Consider the following 23,677-nt stretch of genomic DNA (forward strand, 5'->3'; position numbering starts at 1 on the left):
TAGGTGCTGCATAAAATGGTGCTATCAAACTACTGAAAAGCAAATAGATAATGAAACGAAGCATTAATAAAGTTGCCGTTTTAGGTTCGGGTATTATGGGGTCGCGTATTGCATGCCACTTCGCCAATATTGGTGTAGAGGTTTTGCTGCTGGATATTGCCCCCAAAGAGCTGAACCCCGAAGAACAGGCAAAAGGATTAACACTGGATAACCCAGCTGTAAAAAACCGGATTGTAAATACAGCTTTGCAAACAGCCGTAAAAACAAATCCATCGCCTGTTTATACCAAAAAAGCATTAAATAAGATCAAAACGGGAAATTTCGATGATGATATGTCGAAAATTGCTGGTTACGATTGGGTAATTGAAGTGGTTGTCGAAAATCTGGATATCAAGAAAAAAGTTTTCGAACAGGTAGAGCAATTCCGTAAACCGGGTACTTTAATTACCTCAAACACTTCGGGTATTCCCATTCATTTAATGGCCGAGGGAAGAAGCGAAGATTTTAAATCGCATTTCTGCGGAACACACTTTTTTAACCCACCCCGTTATTTAAAATTACTGGAGGTTATCCCAACACCACACACACAACCTGAAATTGTAGATTTCCTGATGCATTACGGTGATAAGTTTTTAGGAAAAACAACCGTTTTATGTAAAGATACCCCAGCCTTTATTGCCAACCGTGTAGGTGTTTATTCGATTATGGCGCTTTTGCATCTGGTAGAAAAACTTGACTTAACGGTAGAAGAGGTTGACAAATTTACCGGCCCCGCATTGGGCAGACCGAAATCGGCTACTTTCCGTACTTCGGATGTGGTGGGTTTGGATACCATGATCAAAGTGGCCAAGGGGCTTTATGACAACTGTCCGGATGATAAAGCACACGATTTGTTTAAACTTCCTGCATACGTACAAAAAATGGAAGAGAACAAGTGGCTTGGGGATAAAACGAAACAGGGCTTTTATAAAAAGACCAAAACTGCAGATGGCAAAACCGAAATCCTGGCGTTGGATTTAAAGACTTTGGAATATAAACCACAGCAAAAAGTAAAATCGGCAACTTTAGAATTGACCAAGCCGATTGAGAATCTTCGCGAGCGCATGAAGGTCTTTGCAAAAGGAAAAGATAAAGCGGGCGAATTGTTCCGCCATTCTTCTTTTGGCTTGTTCGAATATGTATCAGATCGTATTCCAGAGATTTCTGATGAACTGTACCGTATCGATGATGCCATGCGTGCAGGTTTTGGTTGGGAACTTGGTCCCTTCGAACTTTGGGATGCCGTTGGCGTTAAAGAAGCTATCGAAGGAATGGAGCAATATGGCAATAAAGCTGCGGCCTGGGTACACGAAATGCTCGATGCCGGAAATACTTCATTTTATAAAGTAGAAAACGGCGTTAAAAAATATTACGATATCCCTTCTAAAAGTTATAAAGCTTTACCTGGCACCGATGAGTTTATCATTTTAGATAACCTTCGCGAGCATAAAACCCTTTGGAAAAACTCAGGTGTTTCAATCATCGATTTAGGTGATGGTATTCTGAATGTAGAGTTCCACACCAAAATGAATACCATTGGCGGTGATGTGATTTCGGGAATCAATAAAGCGATTGATATGGCCGAGAAAGATTACCGTGGTTTGGTAATCGGTAACGATGGTGCTAATTTCTCTGCCGGTGCAAACGTAGGGATGATTTTTATGATGGCGGTTGAGCAGGAGTGGGACGAATTGAATATGGCCATCCGCATGTTCCAGAATACTTCGATGCGTATCCGTTACTCCTCTATTCCGGTTGTGGTAGCGCCGCATAATTTAACTTTGGGCGGAGGATGCGAATTCAGTTTACATGCCGATCATGTTCAGCTTTCTGCCGAAACCTATATGGGTTTGGTTGAGTTTGGTGTAGGTGTGATTCCTGGTGGTGGCGGAACAAAAGAATTTGCCCTACGGGCTTCCGATGAATATAAAGATGATCAGATTGTGCAAAATGCCTTAAAAGACCGCTTTTTAACTATCGGAATGGCTAAAGTTTCTACTTCAGGTTACGAAGCCTACGAACTGGGTTATCTGCAAAAGGATAAATTCTCCATCTCGATGAACCGCAACCGGTTATTGGCCGATGCAAAAGCGAAAGCAATTGAACTGGCCGATGCAGGATATACTAAACCAGTTCAAAGGAACGATATCAAGGTTTTAGGCAAACAGGGTTTAGGGATTGTATATGCCGGAGCGAACAGTATGTACGCGGGGCATTTCATTTCTGAACACGATAAAAAGATCTCCGAAAAACTAGGCTATGTAATGTGTGGCGGCGATTTATCCTCTCCAACAGAAGTAACCGAACAATACCTTTTGGATCTGGAAAGAGAAGCCTTTTTATCACTTGCGGGCGAGCGGAAATCGTTGGAGAGGATCCAGAGTATTATAACAAAAGGGAAACCGTTGAGGAATTAGATGTGAGATAGGGGGGATTAGATTTGAGATATTAGATATGAGACAAGTTGCACCGTTCATAATATTAATGGGTAATAACTCGCAATTCTTGAATCTGAAATCTTAGATTCCTTACTTACTCAAATAGATAGCCTGCAAAGGAAAATGACATATGGTTTTCAGCAAATGCTGGATAAAAAAATTAATAAAGAGACATGAGACACTTGATATGATACAAAAGATTTGAGAAGGTAATTGGTCTCCTATCTAATGTCTCAAATCTCAAAAAATAATAATCGATTTGAATTTGAATTTTGGGCAGGTCTCAAATCTCAAATCTCAGATCTCAAATCTTAAAAAATGGAAGCATATATTATAGCCGGATATCGTACAGCAGTGGGCAAAGCGCCCCGTGGCGTATTCCGTTTTACAAGAGCTGATGATTTAGCCGCAGAAGTAATCAGGGCTTTAGTGGCATCGGTTCCGAATTTAGATAACGAACAGATTGATGATGTAATAGTAGGTAACGCCACACCGGAGGCAGAACAGGGCCTAAATATCGGCCGTATGATTTCGCTGATGGGCCTGGATACCGATAAAGTTCCTGGGGTTACCGTAAACCGTTATTGTGCATCGGGTTTAGATACCATTGCTACAGCTGTGGCGCGAATTAAGGCAGGCATGGCCGATTGTATTATTGCCGGTGGGGTAGAAGTAATGAGTGGAATGCCTTTTGGTGGCTGGAAATTGGTGCCAAACGCAGAGGTGGCCAAAAACAATCCGGATTGGTATTGGGGAATGGGTTTAACCGCCGAGGCCGTGGCTAAAGAGTACAATGTGAGCCGCGAAGATCAGGATGCATTTTCATTAAAATCTCATGAAAAAGCCATTCATGCGATTAAAAACGGTCATTTAAAAGATGGCGTTCTGCCGATCACTGTGAATGAAAACTACCTGGATGCGAACCTTAAAAAGAAAACCCGTTCGTATGTTGTTGATACTGATGAAGGACCACGTGCAGATACCACCTTAGATAAACTGGCAAAACTAAAACCAGTGTTCGATGCGGTGGGAAGTGTAACTGCCGGTAATTCTTCGCAAACATCTGATGGTGCAGCTTTTGTTTTAGTGGTTTCGGAAAAGAAAATGAAAGAACTTAATGCCGAACCGATTGCCAGGTTAGTGAGTTATGGTATTGCAGGCGTTCCACCAAGGATTATGGGTATTGGCCCAATTGAGGCGATTCCAAAAGCGTTGAAACAAGCAGGCCTGAAAAAAGAAGATATCGATTTAATTGAGCTGAACGAAGCCTTTGCGTCACAATCATTGGCGGTAATCAGGACATTAGATTTAAATCCTGATGTGATTAACGTAAATGGCGGAGCAATTGCGTTGGGCCATCCGCTGGGCTGTACAGGAGCAAAATTAACCGTTCAGATCATGAATGAGCTTAAAAGACAAAACAAGAAATACGGAATGGTAACGATGTGCGTAGGAACAGGGCAGGGAGCAGCGGGGATTTTTGAACTTCTTTAGATTGGAGATATGAGATGTAAGATTTGAGAAAATGCATCCGTTCATGCCTGAAACAGATAAATTTTTATAAAATGAATAATTTGAAAGAGTTGAAAATCTGGAATAAAGCAATTGATTTGGCCGTTGATGTTTACAAAGCAACTTCAACTTTTCCAAATGATGAACGCTTTGGTTTAACAAGTCAGTCTCGACGCTCGGCTATCTCAATTCCATCTAACATTGCTGAAGGAGCAGGAAGAAATTCAATTAAAGAGTTTAATCACTTTTTGGGAATAGCAAATGGATCTTCTTATGAACTGCAAACTCAACTGGTAATAGCCAATAGGCTGGCAATTCTTGAATCTGAAATTTTAGATCCCTTGTTAGCTCAAATTGATGAGTTACAAAAAATGACATATGGTTTTCAGCAAATGCTGGAGAAGAAAATGAATAAAAAGATGTGAAAACTAGATTTGAGATCAATTACCCTCTCATAACTCAAATCTAATGTCTCACATCTAAATAATAAACGATTTGAGTTTGAATTTGAGCCGGTCTCAAATCTCAGATCTCATTTCTCAAATCTCATAACAATGGAAACAACTGAAAAAAAGACAATTAAAGGTGGAGAATTCTTAATTAAAGACACCACTTATCAGGAAGTATTTATCCCTGAAGAATTTGATGAAGAGCAGCAAATGATTGCACAGACTTGTCGCGATTTTTTGGCCTCCGAAGTTTATCCCAATTTAGATAAAATAGATAAACAGGAAGATCCTGAGTTAATGCCAACACTTTTAACTAAAGCTGGCGAACTGGGTATTTTGGGTGTTTCGGTGCCTGAAGAATATGGAGGTTTCGGTAAAAACTTTAACACGTCCATGCTGGTTGCCGATGTGGTTGGTGCCGGGCACTCTTTCGCCGTTGCACTTTCTGCACATACCGGAATTGGTACCCTGCCGATTTTGTATTATGGTAATGAAGAACAGAAAGCAAAATATATCCCCAAACTAGGTTCGGGCGAATGGAAAGCGGCCTATTGTTTAACAGAACCAAATTCGGGATCGGATGCAAACTCAGGTAAAACCAAAGCCAAGCTGAGTGAAGATGGAAAGCATTATATCATCACTGGACAGAAAATGTGGATTACGAACGGTGGTTTTGCGGATATCTTTATCGTTTTTGCCAAAATTGATGATGATAAAAACTTGACCGCATTTATTGTGGAGAAGGAATTTGGTGGCATCACGATGAATCCGGAAGAACATAAAATGGGTATTAAAGGCTCATCAACCCGCCAGGTTTTCTTTAACGACTGCCCCGTACCTGTTGAGAATATGTTGAGCGAAAGGGAGAACGGTTTCAAAATTGCGGTAAACATTTTAAATATTGGCCGTATCAAATTGTCGGCTGCGGCTATTGGTGCATCAAAAGCAACTTTAAGTACAGCCATTAATTATTCGAATGAACGGATCCAGTTTGGCCGTCCGATTTCGAAATATGGGGCGATCCGTTTCAAAATAGCCGAAATCGCCTCTAAACTTTATGCCGTTGATGCCGCAAACTACCGCGCCGGTCAGAATATTGATGATACTTATGATCAGTTGGTTGCAGGTGGAATGGAATCGGGTAAAGCCAGATTAAAATCTGTTGAGCAGTTTGCTGTAGAGTGTGCCATTTTAAAAGTTTGGGGTTCAGAGGCACTTGATTATACGGTGGATGAAGGGGTACAGATTTATGGTGGTATGGGTTTCTCTGCTGATGCGCCTATGGACAGGGCCTATCGTGACGCACGGATCAACAGGATTTTTGAGGGTACAAACGAAATTAACCGCTTGTTAACGGTGGATATGATGCTGAAACGTGCCATGAAAGGGGAATTGGATTTAATGACGCCTGCTACCGCAGTTGCGGCTGAATTGATGAGCATCCCTGATTTTGGAGAAGAAGATACCACGTTATTTGCTGCGGAGAAAAAGGTATTGTCGAACCTGAAAAAGGCAACTTTGATGGTAGCAGGTGCTGCTGTTCAAAAGTTAATGATGACCTTGAGTAAAGAGCAGGAAATTTTAATGAACATTGCCGACATGGCGGGTTATGTTTATGTATTGGAATCGGCTTTATTGAGGACAGAAAAATTAGTGAGCACCCGCGGCGAGGAAGCCGCTGCAGGCCAGCTGGATTTATTGCGGATTTATCTGGTGGAAGCGGTAGATGGCATTGCCAAAGCAGGTAAGGAAGCACTTTGGGCTTTTGCTGAAGGCGATGAACAGCGCATGATGTTGGTGGGTTTACGCCGTTTTACTAAAGTAGAGCCATTTAATGTTAAAGAGGCACGCCAAAGGGTTGCGCAGCAGTTGATTGAAGCGAACAAATATATTTTTTAAGGTAAAAGGCGAAAGGGTGGAGGGTTTAAGGTTTGGGTGTATAACTTAAACCTTAAACCCTTTTTTGTTTTCCCCTTGAAGGGTCGTCATTTTGCAAAGTGCAACATTGTTGAGCTCCACGATTGCTCTGCGAAGCAAAATCCAATTGAAGTCTTATGAAGAGCAGAAAAACGTGATTCAAAAAAACATAAGTCCTTAATTTTATGGGATTAAAATCTTATTTTCGCCCCATGATTAAATTTAGACTCCTTACCATACTCTTTTTATGTGTAGTTGCGGTTTCATCCTGCAAAAAAGATGAAGATCCTGAAAAACAGATTACCGATTTTATCAAGCAAAATAATATCAATGCCGTTAGAGATAACTCTGGCTTATATTATGAAATCATTAAACCGGGCACGGGTTCTTTTACGTATCCAGCCAATACCAAAATCACCATAAAATATGAGGGTAGATTGTTAAATGGTAATGTATTTGATAATGGCGGCGGCAAAGAGCAGACCTTTAATCTCGCAGATTTAATTCAGGGCTGGCGAATAGGCATTCCTAAAATACAAAAAGGTGGTGAGATCAGGTTGATCGTTCCGCCTGGTTTAGGTTATGGTAGTGGCGCAGTAGGTCCTATTCCTGCCAATTCGGTTTTGGATTTTACTATCCAGCTTTCGAACGCACAATAACCTCATTTTTAAAATGTTTACAACATACTTATTTGTTAAAATAGGTTAAAAATTGTAGCATCCGTATTAAAAGCTTATTTTTGCGCATGATAGTTATTTTGAACATATTATATTTTAGTGTGCACGATTTAACTGTAACACTTACAGACTTCCCATAATAAATGAACAATTTTACTAAACTTAGCCTATTTACACTTTTACTGGCTACCACTATTTTCAGCTCGTGTAAAAAGGATTATGAATCTATTGAAAGTGTAGATGATGCGGCTATCCAGGCTTATCTTAAACAGAATAATCTTACTTTCGACAAGGATACAAAAGGCTATTATTATAAAATCAATACACTTGGTAGTGGTGATGTACTTCAAAATCAGGATTCGGTTTTTTATTCTTACACATTTAAAACTTTATCTGGTCAGGTACTTAATCAGACCTCTAATGTAATGATACCTGGTACTTTTTTGGGCTATACGGATCGTTTTACGATAAACAATATATCGTATGTATTTACACCGATCAGAGAGGTGCTTACTAAACTTAAAAGAGGTGGTAATGCAACTTTAATTATGCCTTCTAATCTGGCTTTTGGACGAAATGGAGTAAGTGTTTTAAATATTGGTTCCAATGAGAATATTCTTGTGGAATTGGGTATTTATTCTCAACAAAAAATACATCAAATTGATGAAGTGGAAATGGATAATTTCTTATCAGCCAATTCATTAACAGCCGTAAAGGATCCTTCGAGAGTGCGTTATATCGTTACCCAGCAGGGGACTGGAGATCAGGTACTTCCATCGAGTACCCTATCTGTTAATTATACAGGCAGGCTTTTAAATGGAACCCAATTTGACTCAACAAGTGGTACAGCTACTTCTCTTGAGTTAGCTGGCACAATAAAAGGTTGGAGTATCTTATCGAATTTTAAGGCAGGTACAAAAATCAGGTTATTTATTCCTTCTGATCTGGCTTACGGGCAGGGTGGTTTTAATGGAATTCCGCCAAATGCCGTGTTGGATTTTGATATCGAAATCGTAAGTGTTACTAATTAGATAAAGCTTCCTTAAAAACTTTTAAAACCCTTTCTCTTGCAAAAGTATGCTCAACTATTGGTTGGGCATATTTTTTTGTCCCAAATTCTGGTACCCACTTTTTGATGTATTCGAATTTTGGGTCGAACCGTTTGGTTTGAAGTTCGGGATTAAACACTCTGAAATAGGGTGCAGCATCATTTCCGGAGCCTGCCGCCCATTGCCATCCGCCCACATTACTCGCCATTTCGTAATCCAATAACTTTTCGGCAAAATAGCTTTCTCCCCAACGCCAGTCGATTAATAAGTGTTTGGTTAAAAAACTGCCCACCACCATGCGTACACGGTTGTGCATCCAGCCGGTTTGGTTAAGCTGCCGCATGCCGGCATCTACAATCGGGTAACCGGTATTGCCCTCACACCAGGCCTTAAATTCATCCTCGTTATTGCGCCATTTAATCTGATCGTATTGCTTTTTAAACGAATCAAAAGCGGAGTAAGGGAAATGCCAAAGAATAGTCATGTAAAATTCCCGCCAGGCCAGTTCCGAAAGCCATACATTCGATTTTGCTTCGATGGCATCTCTTACCGCTTTCCTGATGCTCAAAGTGCCAAAGCGTAAATGCAAGCCAATATGTGTGGTGCCGTCTATCGCCGGGAAATCGCGCTCTTTAGCATAATCATCCAGTTTGTTGCGATAACTGATTTTCGGGAAATCGAGCTTGCTCTTTTCAAATCCCATTTCTTTTAGCCTGAGACTGGCTAAATGTTTGGTTTGTAATAAGTTTTTAAAGTATTTTTTAGTTGGATAGGCCTTTACATAAAAATTGTTCAGCTTGGCGTGCCACTGTTTATAAAAAGGGGTGAAAACAGTATATGGCGTTTTATCGGCTTTTAGGATTTCGTTTTTTTCAAAAATAACCTGGTCTTTATACGTTCTGAAGGCAATCTTTTCGCTGCTTAAAAATTCAGCCATATTATCATCCCGTTCGCGGGCATAAGGCTCGTAGTCGTGATTGGTATAAACTTCTTTAACATCGTATTCCTTTAAAACCTCAGGCCATATTTTCTCAGGCTCACCATATTTTACCAGTAAATCAGACCCTTGCTGCTGAAGTTCTTTCTTCAATTCTTCAATGGTTTGATAAATGAAGGTTACACGGGCATCATCTTTAGGCAGTTTATCCAATATATTCTTGTCAAAAATGAACAATGGTAAAACCGGATAATCACTTTTTAGCGCATAATATAAAGCGGCATTATCTTCTAAACGTAAATCGCGGCGGAACCAAAAGACCCCTACACCCCCTAAAGAGGAACTAGACCTTTTGCTGCTGGTATATTGTTGCATAAATTCTTTATTATTCTTGATTTTTACGTCGGATTTCAAACTCCCCCTTTAGGAGGCTGGAGGGTAAAGCTCCTTCAAAGCATCTTCCAAATGTGTGAATTTAAATTTGAATCCTGTGTCTAAAATCTTTTGTGCCGAGGTATTGTTACTCATTAAAACCGCATCCACACGTTCTCCCAGTAATAATTCCAATGCTTTTTTTGGCACTTTGATCGGCCAGAAAGGACGGTGGAGTTGCCCGGCAATGGCTTTGGTTAAAGTGGCATTTGTTACCGGAAAAGGAGCACAGGCATTGTAACAGCCTTCCATTTTAATGTTTTCTAGGGCTTTGATATACATTTCAACCATATCATCAATATGTAGCCAGGGGGTCCATTGTTTGCCAGTACCGAGCGCTGCACCGGCAAATAATTTTACTGGTTTATCCAATTGAGGTAAGGCACCACCGTCATTACTTAAAATTATCCCGGTGCGGAGCTTTACAACCCTAAGACTTAATTTTTTGCCCTGATCTACGGCCTCTTCCCACAGTTTACAGCATTCGGCTAAAAACCCATAACCATTAGGGCTTTCCTCAGTTAAAATTTCATCGCCACAATCGCCATAAAAGCCAACTGCAGAAGCCGAGATAAATGATTTTATCTGATGATTAGGCTGAGCTTTGATGGTTTTAAACAATAAGTCGGTTGATTTTACACGGCTATCGATAATCTGTTTTTTGCGTTCATCGGTCCATTTTTTATCTGCAACAGGTTCTCCTGCCAAATGGATAATGGCATCTACACCAGTTAAACAGTTGGCATCAATGCTTCCTTTATAAACATCCCAAACAAAACTGTTCGGATCATTGCCTTTCTTTCTCGAAAGGGTGCTCACCTCGTAGCCTTTACTTAATACGTGTTTTTTCAGCTCAGTACCCACAAGTCCGCTAGCGCCGGTTATCAGAATCTTCTTTGCCATCTTTTTAAAACACTAAAGATACAAAAGGGTTTTTTTGGTGCGATTTTAAAAAGCTTAATTTGGTTCTAATCCTTTTGTTACCTGTTTGTAAAGAAATATTTAGGGGTTTGATGTAGAAGAAAAATAAGATAAATTTGTATTCGCGTTCTTACACCCTTTTCGATAAAAGATGTCCAAAAAAATTTTAGTCTGGTTTAGAAATGATCTTCGCTTGCATGATAACGAAATGCTGGTCGAGGCAATTGCTAAATCTGATTCGATTTTACCTGTTTACATTCTCGATCCCCGCTCTTTTGGCGAAACAAAGTATGCTACGCTAAAAACAGGTAATATTAGAGCGCAGTTTATTTTAGAAAGTGTTTTAGGTTTACGCAGTGCTTTAAAACAGATAGGCGGTAATTTGCTTATCGCTGAAGGGAATCCGGAAGATATTATTCCCCAGCTTGTTCAGGAATATGAAATTACCGAAGTTTATCATCACCGTGAAGTGGCGAGGGAAGAAACCCACGTTTCGACATTGGTAGAAAACGCCCTTTGGAAATTACGCATAAACCTGAAGCATTTTATCGGACATACCTTATACAATAAGGAAGATTTACCTTTTCCGATTAAAGATATCCCGGATGCCTTTAACCAGTTTAAAAAGAAGATCGAACGCGATTCGATTATCAAACCTTGTTTTGCAGCACCTGATCGGATTAATGTCGCCGAAGTGATTGATTGGGGAACATTATCCTCTCTCGAAGACCTTAATCTTTTCCCTCAGCAAAAAGACCAGCGCGCTGATTTTGAATTCGCAGGTGGCGAGGCCGAAGGTTTGGCCCATCTTCAAAAGGTAATTGTGGCCATGCAACAGGCCGCAACCACAAAGAACTTAATCCTGGCGTCGAAACTTTCTGCATGGCTGGCAATTGGCAGCTTATCGCCACGTAAAGTATATTGGGAGATTAAAAAAATGGAAGGTGTACCCAATACCAAAGCCATGTTCAATCATATTTTATTGGGACTGCTCTGGAGAGATTATTTCCGTTTTATGTTTAAAAAATATGGCAATACCTTTTTCAGTCCGGATGGCTTTGGAAGTCAGGGCTTGATCGATATTGCAAACGAGCAGGATAATTTCAATAAATGGAAAAATGCGCAGACCGGTTTCGCGGTTGTGGATGCGGTGATGACAGAATTAAACCAAACCGGTTTTATTTCGAATATTGCCAGGCAAACGGCCGCCTTATATCTGATCAATAATTTAGAAGTAAGCTGGATTTTTGGTGCAGCTTATTTTGAAGAAAAACTGATCGATTATAATCCTGCAAGCAACTGGGGCAATTGGGCAAATGTAGCTGGAGTAGGGAACGACCAAAAATCAAAAAGCGTTTTCGATTTAGATAAAAATATCAAGAACCTCGACCCAAAAGGGAACTACTCTCTAACTTGGGCATCATAGTTGTAATGACTGAATGATTGAGTGTTGAATGAGTAAGTTCTCAATGATTAGATTTTAACGGATTTTGCCCGTTTATTATCTGTTAGGTCATGCCAATCTCTCATTCATTAATTTATAATTCTTTCATTTATTTTAATCTAGATTTTTGCCATTTATATAAGGTAAAATTCTAATTTTGTAGTGCTTATAGTAAACAGTTAATAATGGATAAATTATCTTATCTTAATGGCGCAAACGCCGAATATATAGAGTCTTTATATCAGTCGTATCAACAAGATCCTGAGTCGGTTGAGTTTGGTTGGCAGAAATTTTTCGAAGGTTTTGATTTTGGAAGAGGATCGGAGGCGCCAGCGGTAACCGCAGAAACTCCTGAACAATTTTTAAAAGAGGTTAATGTTTTAAACCTGATTGATGGCTATCGCAGCCGTGGTCACTTGTTTACGCATACCAATCCGGTACGCGAAAGACGTAAACATTTGCCAACGCTCGATCTTACAAATTTTGGCTTATCAGATGCTGATTTAGAAACCGTTTTCAACTCTGGTGTAGAGATTGGTATCGGTGCGGCAAAATTGAAAGATATTGTAGCCTTTTTAAAACAAACCTACGCACACTCTATCGGTGCAGAATATAAATTTTTACGTACACCTGAAGTGTTGAACTGGATTCAGCAAAAAATGGAAAGTGCACGTAATACCCCTAATTTCTCTATCGACGAGAAAAAACGAATTCTCCGGAAATTAAATGAAGCCGTAAGTTTCGAAAATTTCCTGGGAACAAAATTCTTAGGACAAAAACGTTTCTCTTTAGAAGGGGCAGAAGCTTTAATCCCGGCGTTAGATTCAGTTATCGAAAAAGGTGCTGAACTGGGTATTGAAGAATTTGTTATAGGTATGGCGCACCGCGGTCGTTTGAACGTTTTGGCCAATATCATGCAAAAAACATATAAAGATATTTTTGCTGAGTTTGAAGGTAAAAGTTACAATCCGGATACCCCTTTTGGTGGTGACGTAAAATACCATTTGGGTTATTCTACCGATGTAACCACGGTTTCGGGCAAAAGTGTTCACTTAAGTTTATGTCCTAACCCATCGCACTTAGAAACGGTTGATGGTGTGGTAGAAGGCATGAGCCGCTCTAAAATCGATTTTAAATATGGTGGCGATAACAGCCGTTTAGCACCGATTTTGATCCATGGTGATGCATCTGTTGCCGGACAGGGGATTGTTTATGAAGTGATTCAGATGGCAGGTCTTGAAGGCTATAAAACCGGTGGAACCATCCATCTGGTAATCAACAACCAGATCGGTTTTACCACCAACTATAAAGATGCCCGTACCAGTACCTATTGTACTGATATTGCCAAAGTAACCTTGTCTCCGGTTTTCCACGTCAATGGTGATGATCCTGAGGCTTTGGTTTATGCGATCAATCTGGCAATGGAATACCGTCAGAAATATAAAAACGATGTTTTTATTGATATCCTTTGTTACCGTCGTTTCGGTCATAATGAGTCTGATGAGCCTAAATTCACCCAGCCGTTATTGTACAAAACAATCGAAAAACACCCTAATCCAAGGGAAATCTATATTGAGCAGTTAACCAAAGAAGGTAAGCTTGAAGCGGGTTTGGCAAAAGAAATGGAAAAAGATTTCCGCGGTATTTTGCAGGAACGTTTAAACGAAGCAAAAGAATATGTTGCAGGCAGTACCGAAGTTAAATTTGGTGGGGCTTGGGCAGATTTGCGTATGGCTACCCCTAAAGATTTCGAGACTTCGCCGGTTACCGCAGTTAAAAAATCTACCTTATTAGAAATTGGTAAACGTATCACGACGTTGCCAGCCAATAAAAAGTTTTTCAAAAAAATCGAGAAACTATTTGCTGAGCGTAGCAAAATGGTTAACGAAACCAATATTTTCGACTGGGCAATGGGCGAGCAGTTGGCTTATGGTACCTTATTATCAGAAGGTAAACGTGTTCGTTTAAGCGGTCAGGATGTAGAAAGAGGAACATTCTCTCACCGTCATGCGGTATTAACGCTCGAAGATAGTGAGGAAGAATATGTACCATTGGCAAATATTTCAGATCAGCAGGCACCATTTGATATTTACAATTCACACTTATCAGAATACGGTGTTTTAGGTTTCGAGTATGGTTATGCGATGGCAAATCCAAATGCTTTAACCATCTGGGAAGCACAATTTGGTGATTTCTTTAACGGAGCACAAATTGTTGTGGATCAATATATTGCAAGTGCCGAAACCAAATGGCAGCGCGAAAACGGTTTGGTGATGTTATTGCCGCACGGTTACGAAGGCCAGGGACCAGAACACTCATCAGCACGTATTGAGCGTTTTATGGAGTTGTGTGCCGATTATAACATGCAGGTAACCAACTGCACCACCCCGGCAAACTTCTTCCATGTATTACGCCGTCAGTTTAAACGCGATTTCCGTAAACCACTGGTTGTATTTACACCAAAAAGTTTATTGCGCCATCCGGCTTGTGTTTCTAAATTAGAAGAATTTACGGATGGAGGTTTTAAAGAAGTAATTGATGATGTAAATGCTAAAGTTGCAGAGGTAACACGTATTGTTTTCTGTAGCGGTAAAATTTATTATGAGTTATTGGAGAAACAACAGGCCGATAAAATCAAACATGTAGCTTTGGTTCGTGTGGAGCAATTGTATCCAACTCCGGTTGATCAGATGGAAGCGATCCAGAAAAAATATAAGAATACCGAAGAAGTTTTCTGGGTACAGGAAGAGCCCGAGAACATGGGCGCATGGCCATATTTATTCCGTAAATTGTACAAAACTGCATTAAAGGGTATCGATGTAATTTCGAGAAGAGAAAGCAGCAGTACAGCAACAGGTTTTGCTAAACAACATGCCAATCAACAGGCGTATATTTTAGCTAAAGCTTTAGAAGTTTCGGTTACGGAAGATGTAAAGGATATTGCAAAAAAAGCAACAAAAAAACTGGTTCAGATCGATTAATTGGATTTGCGCTCAGTGTTTGGAGCGGAGCGCTGATTTGATAATTGATTATGAAATTTGATCATTAGAAGATAAAAATATAACATTACAAAAATGAGTTTAGAGATAAAAGTTCCACCTGTAGGTGAGTCGATAACCGAAGTTGTTTTATCACGTTGGATAAAAAACGATGGCGATGTTGTTGAAATGGATGAGGTAATTGCCGAATTAGAATCGGATAAAGCTACATTCGAATTAACCGCAGAACAAGCTGGAACTTTGAAAACCATAGCAGCCGAAGGCGATACTTTAGCCATTGGTGCAGTAGTTTGTAAAATTGAAGATGGTGGTGCAGCTGCTAGTCCGAAGTCCGAAGTCGAAAGTCCGAAGTCTGATGCACAAGCGCCGGCTGCGGGAGCTGAAGCACCTAAGGCTCAAGACTCAGGACTTGTGACTAAAGACTCTTATGCAAGCGGAACTCCTTCACCTGCAGCTGGTAAAATCCTTGCAGAAAAAGGAATTGACGCCGGTTCAGTAAAAGGCACTGGTGTTGATGGCCGCATTACCAAGGATGATGCTGTTAAAGCTGAAGCTGGTAAAAAACCAGAAGCACCTAAAACAAGCGCTCCAGCTCCAGTTGCTGCTCCTGCAGGTAGCCGTGGCGAACGCCGTGAGAAAATGTCTCCACTGCGTAGAACTGTTGCTAAACGTTTAGTTGCTGTTAAAAACGAAACCGCGATGTTAACCACATTTAACGAGGTTAACATGAAACCGATCATGGATTTACGCGGGAAATACAAAGACCAGTTTAAAGAAAAATATGGTGTTGGTTTAGGTTTCATGAGCTTTTTTACTAAAGCAGTTACCGAAGCATTAAAAGATTTCCCTGCTGTTAATGGCCGTATTGAAGGTGAAGAATTGGTGTATAATGATTTCGCTGATATTTCTATTGCAGTTTCTGCACCAAAAGGTTTAGTGGTTCCTGTAATCCGTAATGCTGAGAGTATGAGTTTAGCTCAGATCGAGAAATCGGTTTTAGAATTGGCTCTGAAAGCACGTGATAGCAAATTAACCATCGAGGAAATGACAGGTGGAACATTCACCATCACCAACGGTGGTGTATTTGGTTCAATGATGTCGACACCGATTATTAATGCTCCACAATCGGCTATTTTAGGCATGCACAACATTGTTGAGCGTCCGGTAGCTGAAAAAGGTGAAGTAGTAATCCGTCCGATGATGTATGTGGCTTTATCTTATGATCACAGAATTATCGATGGACGTGAATCGGTTGGTTTCTTGGTTCGTGTGAAACAATTGTTAGAAGATCCGGCTAGATTGTTATTGGGTATTTAAGCCCTAATTCCCATAATCGGGAATTAAAGTCTTTATAGAAAGTCAAGATAAAGAAGTCAAGTTTTAATGGCCATGCGCTGTAAGAACTTGACTTCTTTTTTTATCTGAAAAATGAAATTAACGTTCAACTCAAAATTCCTTTTTATTTTTCTAGCGGTCTTCGCAATCGAAATTTTCATCGGAAAACATCTCCATGATGCTTTTATACGCCCTTTTGGGGGCGATGTATTGGTGGTGGTAATGATTTATGCATTCCTTCGGACCTTCCTGAAAACTAATCATAAAAAGCTAGCCTTAGGTGTACTGATGTTCTCTTTTATTATAGAATTTTTGCAGTCGGTTCATTATGTTACCTGGTTCGGTTGGGAAAACAATAAACTGATGAGCACGCTTTTGGGGACTTCCTTTAGTGTGTATGACCTGTTTGCTTATTTTGTGGGCTATCTGATCTGTTTGTGTTTTAAGGATTGAGTGTTGGTCCGGATTTGCAATCCGTACCAATCGTTCTTTAGATTTGCAATCTATTTTAATAATTATAGTAAAGAAATACGCTTTCTCAAGGATTAAAAAATCTTGGTTAACGATCTTATTCTAAAGTATTTTTCTTATTTTGACAATGTTTTAATAGGTTTTAAATCCAATTGTTTAAATTCTACTTCACTGCCCTCTGCCTGTAGTGCAATCTGTCCGCTGTTTGCTGTACAATTTGTACCATAGTTTACCAGGCTACCGTTCACCCAAACTTTGACTTCGTTGTTCAAACATTGGATAATCATGGTATTCCACTCGCCAAGTGGTTTTTCACTGCCATCGGTTAAGTTTTTAATCCGGCGGAGTTTATCACCATTTATACCCCAATTTTCTTTAGGCCCACGTCTGGTAACCATATCAGGTACCGTGATGTCTTCTTCAATACACCAGAAATCGCCTGCGTCCTGATGTTGCATCTGGACTTCCAACGATTTTGGAAACATCCCGTACAATGCCCTTGGAGTTGAGGCGTGAACCAAAACCCCGCAATTACCGGGTTTGCCTGCGAAACGATACTGCACGGTTAATTGATAGTCTTTATAAATCTTATCAGTTATTAAATGTCCACCTGGAGTACCTAAACTCACCAACAGGCCATTCCGTACGATAAATGGGTTAATGGTGTCGGGTTTTTTATCCATCGCAGGCACATCAACATGCCAGCCATTTAGGTTTTTTCCGTTGAAAAGACTTTTTTGGGCAAAAGCTGAACTATTTAAGACAATGAGTAGTAAAAGGGAGTAGAGTAATTTCATGATATTTGGTTTTTGTATCTCAAATATAATATTTTATGTATGATATGATGAAAATGCGAATTTCAGATGAGAATGGGGTAATGTATCATCATTCGTCATTCTTGCACAGGCGGGAACCTTAATGCGATAAGCTTTGAGTTTATTTTGGATGAGGACTTCGTGGTTCTGTTAATACTCCAATTTCAGCAATTCTTCATAAGCATTACCCTCAAGCCCTAATAGCTTTGCAAAAGCGGGTTCTGTTTTATATCCCTGTTTTTTTAAGGCAATAATTTCTTGCCTAAATTTTTCTCCTTTTTCTAAAAGTAATATATGCTCAATCCGCATGTGCCGATAAGCATTTTGTTGTGTGGTGGGTACGTTTTGTCCAAAGATCTCTATTTCAAACTTATCGATGGTGAAATTTGCTTTAACGGCATCAAATGTAGCGCTTTCAGAAATGGTGAAGTCCTTTTGAAATCCAAAAAGCGTATTTAAGCGGGCAACAAATTCATCCTTGTCAAAAATTTCACAGATAATATCCAGGTCACTGTTTTCGATATCGATCTGAATCGGAATCGTGCCTACTAAAATTGGATGATAGGCAGACAGCTTTTCCAAAACCAGATTATCGGTTAAAACCTGGTAAGCTCTCGCTTGTTTTTTATTCCCGTATTGAAGATACGATATGTCGAGGAAGTTGATCATTGTTTTCTTTTATATAGCATAAGGTCGGTGCGCCACCGGCCATCAAATTTGGCCAATGGGTTTTTAACCTTTGTTTCTTGCAGTGCACAAATTTACTAAACCCGATAGGATGAATGCCGATCCGTTTTAGTATTGCCCTGATTTTTTTGATGACACGATGATAAAGCATAGGCCTCATCGGCAGAAAGGATAGCGGAAACAGGCTTTAATAGTTCATACTGGAACTACTTTCCATCCCAATAATCAATCACCGATGACCTATAGAATTTCATCTGCGGTTCAGTTCAGTTTACACTAATTTATTGTGTTAGTCGGTGTGACAACAATCAATAGGAGTTGGGGGGGCTAGTCAAAACAACAGCCCATCTCAGTTAAGAAATGGGCTGTGTTTTATAAAAATATGGTGCTGTTCTTCGACAGGCTCAGAATCACAATTGTTTAATCTTCTACAATTTCACTGTTGATGCTTACCTCATCCTTTACATCTTCTTTAAAGTAGTTTTTCTGGAAGATCAGGATCAATATCACCCCGACCGAAATGGCGGCGTCTGCGAGGTTAAAAACAGGTCTGAAGAATACAAACTCATCACCGCCCCAAATGGGTAACCAGGTAGGGAAGTGCCCTTGGGCAATCGGGAAGTAGAACATATCTACCACACGGCCATGGAACCAGCCTTCATAACCATAAATCTTTCCATAAAATACAGAATCGATGATGTTTCCTAAAGCACCCGAAAAAATCAGGGCAACATTCAGGATAAGGCCCCGGTGGTATTTATGTTTAATTAAGTAGTGTAAACCATAACCAATCCCTGCAACTGCCGCAATGCGGAACAGCGATAAAGCCAGTTTACCAAACTCACCACCAAACTCCATCCCAAAGGCCATTCCATTATTTTCGGTAAAATGGATAATGCACCATTTGCCGATAATATTGAACTCCTGACCAAGGTACATATGTGTTTTAACCCAGGTTTTAACCAGCTGGTCGGCCAGTAAAACCAAAAAGATTATAATTAAAGGTTTTGTATAGCCTTTCATTAACTCTGCTTTAATTTGGCTTCCATGCTTAAGGTTGCATGAGGTACAGCACGTAAACGTTCTTTTGGAATTAACTTGCCTGTTTCGCGGCAAATACCGTAAGTTTTGTTCTCAATGCGTACCAATGCATTTTCCAGATTATCAATAAATTTTTTCTGGCGGGCAGCCAATTGATTGATCTGTTCTTTTTCCATTGTTGCAGAACCATCTTCGAGTGTTTTATAAGCACCTGAAGTATCTTCGGTTCCGTTTGCATTTGGATTGCTTAAAGAAGTGGTTAACGAGTTAAGTTCTTCTTTAGAACTGCGTAATTTATCTTGAATTAATTCTTTAAATTCTTGTAATTCACTGTCAGAGTAGCGTGTTTTATTGCTGTTTTCCATGTTCTTTTTCTAATTTTCTAATATATGGATTTATATTTTATTTACTGAAATGCTTAACTCAACATCATCGATCACGATTTTGTTTGCATTATTTACAGTATCTGTTAATTCAAATTCATCGGCCAATATTTCCGCGCAAATGTAATCCTTGTTTTTGGCAACTGCATTGGCCACCAAGTTATCATTTTGTAATGAAACTTTAATCCTATCCGTCACTTCAAAGTTTAATTCCTTCCGTAAATTCTGGATGCGGTTAACCAGTTCGCGAGAGATGCCTTCCTGTTTCAGGTCTTCTGTAATGGTTACATCTAAAGCAACAGTTAAGCTACCCAGATTGGTAACCTGCCATCCCGGAATATCTTCGGCAAAAACTTCCACATCATCATTTAAATTGATGGTAAATTCTTCTGCATTGCTTCCAACCACGATAATGAAGCCATCATTTTCTAAACGCTGGATATCATCCTGATTGGAATTTTCTAAAGCCTGTTTAATCAGGCTCATATCCTTGCCTACTTTTTTACCCAATGATTTAAAGTTAGGTTTAAGCTTTTTCTTCACGATGCCATGTGTATCGGTAATGAATTCGATATGTTTTACATTCGTTTCAGAGAGGATATAATCCGCCACTTTTGATATTTTTTGTTCGAAATCGCCACTTAAAGACGGGATTAAGATTTTCTCCAATGGTTGACGCACATTGATGCCCGATTTTTTACGCAACGATAAAACCATCGATGAAATGTCCTGAGCGTAGACCATTCTTTCGTTCAGGTCTGTGTCGATTAAACTTTGATCAGCATCTTTCCATAAGGTTAAGTGGACAGACTGCTCTGCATATGCATCGGTAATGGTTAAGTTTCTGTATAACCAATCGGCAAAGAATGGCGCCACAGGACTCATCAATTGTGCTAAGGTTTCTAAACAGGTATAAAGCGTTTCGTAAGCCGCACGTTTATCATCGGTCATTTCGCCTTTCCAAAAACGGCGGCGGCTTAACCTGATGTACCAGTTGCTCAAATGCTCATCAACAAAAGCCTGGATGGCACGCGTAGCCTTAGTTGGCTCATAAGTATTGTAACTTTCATCAACTTCGTTGATTAAGGTCTGCAATAATGATAAAATCCAACGGTCTAATTCCGTCCTGTCTTCAACCTTGCTCAGGTTGTTTTTGTCAATCTCGAATTTATCAATATTGGCATACAAGGCGAAGAAAGCATAGGTATTGTAAAGAGTTCCAAAGAATTTACGGCGTACCTCGGCAATTCCATCAATGTCAAATTTTAAGTTATCCCAGGGATTTGCATTCGAAATCATGTACCAACGTGTGGCATCAGCCCCATATTCGTTAATGGTTTGGAATGGATCAGCGGCATTGCCCAAACGTTTAGACATTTTTTGTCCGTTTTTGTCAAGTACCAGTCCATTCGAAACCACATTCTTGTATGCTACCTTATCAAAAACCAATGTTGAAATGGCGTGCAGGGTATAAAACCAGCCACGGGTTTGATCTACGCCTTCAGCAATAAAATCTGCAGGGAAATCTTCATTGCCATCAATAGTTTCTTTGTTTTCAAAAGGGTAGTGCCATTGCGCATATGGCATAGCACCAGAATCAAACCAAACGTCAATTAAGTCACTTTCACGGTGCATTGCTTTGCCTGATGGAGATACCAAAACAATCTGGTCAACTACATTTTTATGTAAGTCGATCAAATCATAGTTCTCTTCAGACATGTTTCCGATTTCGAATCCTTTAAAAGGATTTTCTTTCTGGAAACCAGCGGCTATAGACTTTTCAATGGCGTTGTAAAGTTCCTCAACAGAGCCGATTAACACCTCTTCTTTTTTATCTTCGGTTCTCCAGATGGGCAAAGGAATTCCCCAGTATCTTGAACGTGATAAATTCCAATCGTTGGCGTTTTTCAACCAGTTTCCAAAACGTCCCTCGCCGGTTGATTTTGGTTTCCAGTTAATGGTTTCATTAAGGTCGAACATTCTGTCTTTAACATCCGTAACTTTAATAAACCACGAATCTAAAGGGTAATATAAAAGAGGCTCATCAGTTCTCCAGCTGTGTGGGTAACTGTGAACATATTTTTCTACTTTAAAGGCCTTATTTTCTTCTTTTAATAAAATAGCGATTTCTACATCAACCGATTTTTCAGGTGCTTCATCCGCATTGTAATATTCGTTTTTCACATATTTGCCTGCAAAAGGACCAACATGTTTGGTGAATTTACCCTGTAAATCTACAAGTGGAACAAGAATGTCATTATCATCCAAAACCAGCATTGGCGGGATTTCAGGAACAGCTTCCTTAGCTACTTTGGCATCATCTGCACCAAAAGTAGGGGCGGTATGCACGATACCTGTTCCATCTTCAGTAGTAACGAAATCACCAGAAATTACCCTGAATGCATTTTCGGGATTTTGATATGGTAAGGCGTAAGTTAAAAGCTGTTCATATCTAATGCCAACCAACTCAGTTCCTTTGCATTCAGCAAGTATTTGATAGGGGATTTTTTTGTCGCCAGCTTTAAAATTTGTAAAATCTTCAGTTTCATTGCTTTCAAAGAAAACTTTACTAAACTGTTTTCCAACCAGGTTTTTTGCCAAAATTACATTTGTTGGCAAGAAGGTATATTGGTTAAACGTTTTGACTAAAACATAGTCGATTTTTGGGCCAACTGTTAAAGCGGTGTTTGATGGTAAAGTCCACGGTGTTGTGGTCCATGCTAACAAATAGATATCGCCAAAACCTTGCAAAAAAGATGGTAACGTATCAACCAATGCTTTAAACTGAGCTACAATTGTAGTATCGGTAACATCTCTGTAAGCTCCAGGCTGATTTACTTCATGCGAACTCAATCCTGTTCCGGCTTTTGGCGAATAAGGTTGGATCGTATAGCCTTTATAGATTAGTCCTTTATCGTAAATCTGTTTCAAAAGCCACCATACCGATTCCATGTATTTCGACTTATAGGTAATGTACGGATCATCCATATCTACCCAATAGCCCATTTTTTCAGTCAGGTCGTTCCATACATCAGTGTAGCGCATTACTGTTTTTTTGCAGGCTTCATTATAGTCTTCAATAGAAATGGTTTTACCAATATCTTCCTTAGTAATCCCTAATTCCTTTTCCGTTCCAAGTTCAACAGGTAAACCATGCGTATCCCAGCCAGCTTTTCTTTTAACCTGATAACCTTTGATTGTTTTATAGCGGCAAAAAATATCCTTAATTGCACGCGCCATTACATGGTGAATCCCCGGCATGCCATTGGCAGACGGTGGTCCTTCGTAAAAAGTAAACGGATTAGATTTAGGACGGGAAGAAATGCTTTTTTCAAAGATGTTTTCCTTTTTCCAAAAATCCAGTATTTCTTGCCCTATTTTGGCAAGTTTCAATTGTTTAAATTCGCTATACATCAATCAAGTACCTCAAAAAATTAAGGTTGCAAAGTTAACAGAATTGACTGAATTTTGGTAGTTTTGGTGTAAATACTTTAACGTGAAATTATTTAATATCGGGCTTACATTGATGATTGTTGCCGTAATTGCCTTGCCAATTGTTGCCGTGATCAATCCATCTCACCGGGATTTCATACTTTATGCTTTTTATTTCTGTGGCTTGCTCGAACTAATCGGGCTTATTTTTGTTCTAATCCATATTGTAATACTAAAAAGAAAGAACCCATGATCAAGCTGTTAAAATTGCAGAAAGCCGTTTTCGTTCTCATTGCAGGCGTTCTTTCGTTTATTGCCTACAAAATTTTAGATGCTTACGAAGTAAAAGGAAGTATCTATTTTCAAATGTTGGCTGGTGTACTCATTATTATTGGTGCGATGTGGTTGTTATATCCGATTTTATTCGCCAAAAAAGATAAGGATGGCAATGCCGAAATTATCACCGACCCAACGGTTGAGGTTCCGGTAGATGAAGAGGAGAAAAAGCCTGCTACCGAGTAAACTTCACCCTGATCACGTTTTGCTTTATCTTCTGATTACTGCCACTCTCCTGCAAGAGAAGATAGTGCGTTTAACCATGATGCTTAGTAAGGGTTTTTGAAAAGCAATATCTGCATCTCATTTTAGTGTTCGTCCTGCTGTTTGCTTTAGCCCTCATGCTTCGGGGCTGCCGCTGCC

At 39.7% G+C, this 23,677-nt stretch carries 18 protein-coding genes; 11 read left to right on the forward strand and 7 right to left on the reverse strand.

The annotated features are described in order from the left end of the window. The first annotated feature begins 50 nt into the window (after positions 1-50). The 6 genes from AC04Q1_RS11255 to AC04Q1_RS11280 all read left to right on the forward strand — a co-directional run bounded on the left by AC04Q1_RS11255 (position 51) and on the right by AC04Q1_RS11280 (position 8,063). Positions 51-2,456 (forward strand): 3-hydroxyacyl-CoA dehydrogenase NAD-binding domain-containing protein, encoded by a 2,406-nt coding sequence (locus AC04Q1_RS11255; protein ID WP_478364616.1) that lies wholly within the window; start codon positions 51-53, stop codon positions 2,454-2,456. Between the two features lie 339 nt (positions 2,457-2,795). Beyond that, positions 2,796-3,971 (forward strand): acetyl-CoA C-acyltransferase, encoded by a 1,176-nt coding sequence (locus tag AC04Q1_RS11260; protein WP_478364618.1) that lies wholly within the window; start codon positions 2,796-2,798, stop codon positions 3,969-3,971. A 71-nt stretch (positions 3,972-4,042) separates the two neighbouring features. Beyond that, positions 4,043-4,414 carry a four helix bundle protein gene (locus AC04Q1_RS11265; protein WP_478364620.1) on the forward strand — a complete coding sequence of 124 codons (372 nt, stop codon included), beginning with the start codon at positions 4,043-4,045 and terminating at the stop codon, positions 4,412-4,414. Between the two features lie 129 nt (positions 4,415-4,543). Further along, complete coding sequence (locus AC04Q1_RS11270; protein ID WP_478364622.1) at positions 4,544-6,337, forward strand: acyl-CoA dehydrogenase family protein; 1,794 nt, start codon at positions 4,544-4,546, stop codon at positions 6,335-6,337. 230 nt (positions 6,338-6,567) lie between these two features. Further along, positions 6,568-7,014, forward strand: a complete 447-nt coding sequence (locus AC04Q1_RS11275; protein ID WP_478364624.1) for an FKBP-type peptidyl-prolyl cis-trans isomerase — start codon at positions 6,568-6,570, stop codon at positions 7,012-7,014. Positions 7,015-7,175: 161 nt separating this feature from the next. Further along, positions 7,176-8,063, forward strand: coding sequence for an FKBP-type peptidyl-prolyl cis-trans isomerase (locus AC04Q1_RS11280; RefSeq protein WP_478364626.1), 888 nt, complete (start codon positions 7,176-7,178; stop codon positions 8,061-8,063). Here the strand turns inward: AC04Q1_RS11280 and AC04Q1_RS11285 are convergent. Then, the gene (locus AC04Q1_RS11285) at positions 8,056-9,393 is read right to left on the reverse strand and encodes a cryptochrome/photolyase family protein (RefSeq protein WP_478364628.1); all 1,338 of its coding nucleotides are present in this window, start codon (positions 9,391-9,393) and stop codon (positions 8,056-8,058) included. The two genes, AC04Q1_RS11280 and AC04Q1_RS11285, sit on opposite strands and share 8 nt — an antisense overlap. A 48-nt stretch (positions 9,394-9,441) precedes the next feature. Then, the gene (locus AC04Q1_RS11290; protein ID WP_478364630.1) at positions 9,442-10,353 is read right to left on the reverse strand and encodes a TIGR01777 family oxidoreductase; all 912 of its coding nucleotides are present in this window, start codon (positions 10,351-10,353) and stop codon (positions 9,442-9,444) included. 169 nt (positions 10,354-10,522) lie between these two features. On the opposite strand from AC04Q1_RS11290, the gene AC04Q1_RS11295 reads away from it, so the two are divergent. The 4 genes from AC04Q1_RS11295 to AC04Q1_RS11310 all read left to right on the forward strand — a co-directional run bounded on the left by AC04Q1_RS11295 (position 10,523) and on the right by AC04Q1_RS11310 (position 16,602). Then, complete coding sequence (locus AC04Q1_RS11295) at positions 10,523-11,797, forward strand: DASH family cryptochrome (protein WP_478364632.1); 1,275 nt, start codon at positions 10,523-10,525, stop codon at positions 11,795-11,797. 203 nt (positions 11,798-12,000) lie between these two features. After that, positions 12,001-14,796 carry a 2-oxoglutarate dehydrogenase E1 component gene (locus AC04Q1_RS11300; protein ID WP_478364634.1) on the forward strand — a complete coding sequence of 932 codons (2,796 nt, stop codon included), beginning with the start codon at positions 12,001-12,003 and terminating at the stop codon, positions 14,794-14,796. Positions 14,797-14,889: 93 nt separating this feature from the next. Next, positions 14,890-16,131, forward strand: a complete 1,242-nt coding sequence (gene odhB / locus AC04Q1_RS11305; RefSeq protein WP_478364636.1) for a 2-oxoglutarate dehydrogenase complex dihydrolipoyllysine-residue succinyltransferase — start codon at positions 14,890-14,892, stop codon at positions 16,129-16,131. Between the two features lie 111 nt (positions 16,132-16,242). Further along, a complete protein-coding gene (locus tag AC04Q1_RS11310; RefSeq protein WP_478364637.1) occupies positions 16,243-16,602 on the forward strand; it encodes a ribosomal maturation YjgA family protein in 360 nt (119 codons plus the stop codon). Between the two features lie 134 nt (positions 16,603-16,736). Here AC04Q1_RS11310 and AC04Q1_RS11315 read toward each other — a convergent pair whose 3' ends face one another. From AC04Q1_RS11315 to ileS, 5 genes are all read right to left on the reverse strand, one after another. Next, positions 16,737-17,417, reverse strand: a complete 681-nt coding sequence (locus AC04Q1_RS11315; protein WP_478364639.1) for a 3-keto-disaccharide hydrolase — start codon at positions 17,415-17,417, stop codon at positions 16,737-16,739. A 168-nt stretch (positions 17,418-17,585) separates the two neighbouring features. Then, positions 17,586-18,104 (reverse strand): DUF4269 domain-containing protein, encoded by a 519-nt coding sequence (locus tag AC04Q1_RS11320; protein ID WP_478364641.1) that lies wholly within the window; start codon positions 18,102-18,104, stop codon positions 17,586-17,588. 438 nt (positions 18,105-18,542) lie between these two features. Beyond that, entirely contained in the window at positions 18,543-19,145 is a 603-nt protein-coding gene (locus AC04Q1_RS11325; protein WP_316846308.1) for a lipoprotein signal peptidase, read from the reverse strand. Beyond that, complete coding sequence (locus AC04Q1_RS11330) at positions 19,145-19,528, reverse strand: TraR/DksA family transcriptional regulator (RefSeq protein WP_109930839.1); 384 nt, start codon at positions 19,526-19,528, stop codon at positions 19,145-19,147. The genes AC04Q1_RS11325 and AC04Q1_RS11330 overlap by 1 nt, the downstream gene beginning before the upstream one ends. Positions 19,529-19,558: 30 nt before the next feature. After that, positions 19,559-22,960 (reverse strand): isoleucine--tRNA ligase, encoded by a 3,402-nt coding sequence (gene ileS / locus AC04Q1_RS11335; RefSeq protein WP_478364643.1) that lies wholly within the window; start codon positions 22,958-22,960, stop codon positions 19,559-19,561. 267 nt (positions 22,961-23,227) lie between these two features. Here ileS and AC04Q1_RS11340 point away from each other — a divergent pair, with 267 nt between their 5' ends. Then, the gene (locus tag AC04Q1_RS11340; RefSeq protein WP_478364645.1) at positions 23,228-23,500 is read left to right on the forward strand and encodes an isoleucyl-tRNA synthetase; all 273 of its coding nucleotides are present in this window, start codon (positions 23,228-23,230) and stop codon (positions 23,498-23,500) included. The last annotated feature ends 177 nt before the right edge of the window (positions 23,501-23,677 follow it).

The organism is Pedobacter humicola (assembly GCF_056490705.1).

Bases quoted from the DNA above. Each gene is read 5' to 3' on its own strand.
- AC04Q1_RS11255 (WP_478364616.1), top strand. From the start codon at position 51: ATGAAACGAAGCATTAATAAAGTTGCCGTTTTAGGTTCGGGTATTATG.
- AC04Q1_RS11260 (WP_478364618.1), top strand. From the start codon at position 2,796: ATGGAAGCATATATTATAGCCGGATATCGTACAGCAGTGGGCAAAGCG.
- AC04Q1_RS11265 (WP_478364620.1), top strand. From the start codon at position 4,043: ATGAATAATTTGAAAGAGTTGAAAATCTGGAATAAAGCAATTGATTTG.
- AC04Q1_RS11270 (WP_478364622.1), top strand. From the start codon at position 4,544: ATGGAAACAACTGAAAAAAAGACAATTAAAGGTGGAGAATTCTTAATT.
- AC04Q1_RS11275 (WP_478364624.1), top strand. From the start codon at position 6,568: ATGATTAAATTTAGACTCCTTACCATACTCTTTTTATGTGTAGTTGCG.
- AC04Q1_RS11280 (WP_478364626.1), top strand. From the start codon at position 7,176: ATGAACAATTTTACTAAACTTAGCCTATTTACACTTTTACTGGCTACC.
- AC04Q1_RS11285 (WP_478364628.1), bottom strand. From the start codon at position 9,393: ATGCAACAATATACCAGCAGCAAAAGGTCTAGTTCCTCTTTAGGGGGT.
- AC04Q1_RS11290 (WP_478364630.1), bottom strand. From the start codon at position 10,353: ATGGCAAAGAAGATTCTGATAACCGGCGCTAGCGGACTTGTGGGTACT.
- AC04Q1_RS11295 (WP_478364632.1), top strand. From the start codon at position 10,523: ATGTCCAAAAAAATTTTAGTCTGGTTTAGAAATGATCTTCGCTTGCAT.
- AC04Q1_RS11300 (WP_478364634.1), top strand. From the start codon at position 12,001: ATGGATAAATTATCTTATCTTAATGGCGCAAACGCCGAATATATAGAG.
- odhB (WP_478364636.1), top strand. From the start codon at position 14,890: ATGAGTTTAGAGATAAAAGTTCCACCTGTAGGTGAGTCGATAACCGAA.
- AC04Q1_RS11310 (WP_478364637.1), top strand. From the start codon at position 16,243: ATGAAATTAACGTTCAACTCAAAATTCCTTTTTATTTTTCTAGCGGTC.
- AC04Q1_RS11315 (WP_478364639.1), bottom strand. From the start codon at position 17,417: ATGAAATTACTCTACTCCCTTTTACTACTCATTGTCTTAAATAGTTCA.
- AC04Q1_RS11320 (WP_478364641.1), bottom strand. From the start codon at position 18,104: ATGATCAACTTCCTCGACATATCGTATCTTCAATACGGGAATAAAAAA.
- AC04Q1_RS11325 (WP_316846308.1), bottom strand. From the start codon at position 19,145: ATGAAAGGCTATACAAAACCTTTAATTATAATCTTTTTGGTTTTACTG.
- AC04Q1_RS11330 (WP_109930839.1), bottom strand. From the start codon at position 19,528: ATGGAAAACAGCAATAAAACACGCTACTCTGACAGTGAATTACAAGAA.
- ileS (WP_478364643.1), bottom strand. From the start codon at position 22,960: ATGTATAGCGAATTTAAACAATTGAAACTTGCCAAAATAGGGCAAGAA.
- AC04Q1_RS11340 (WP_478364645.1), top strand. From the start codon at position 23,228: ATGATCAAGCTGTTAAAATTGCAGAAAGCCGTTTTCGTTCTCATTGCA.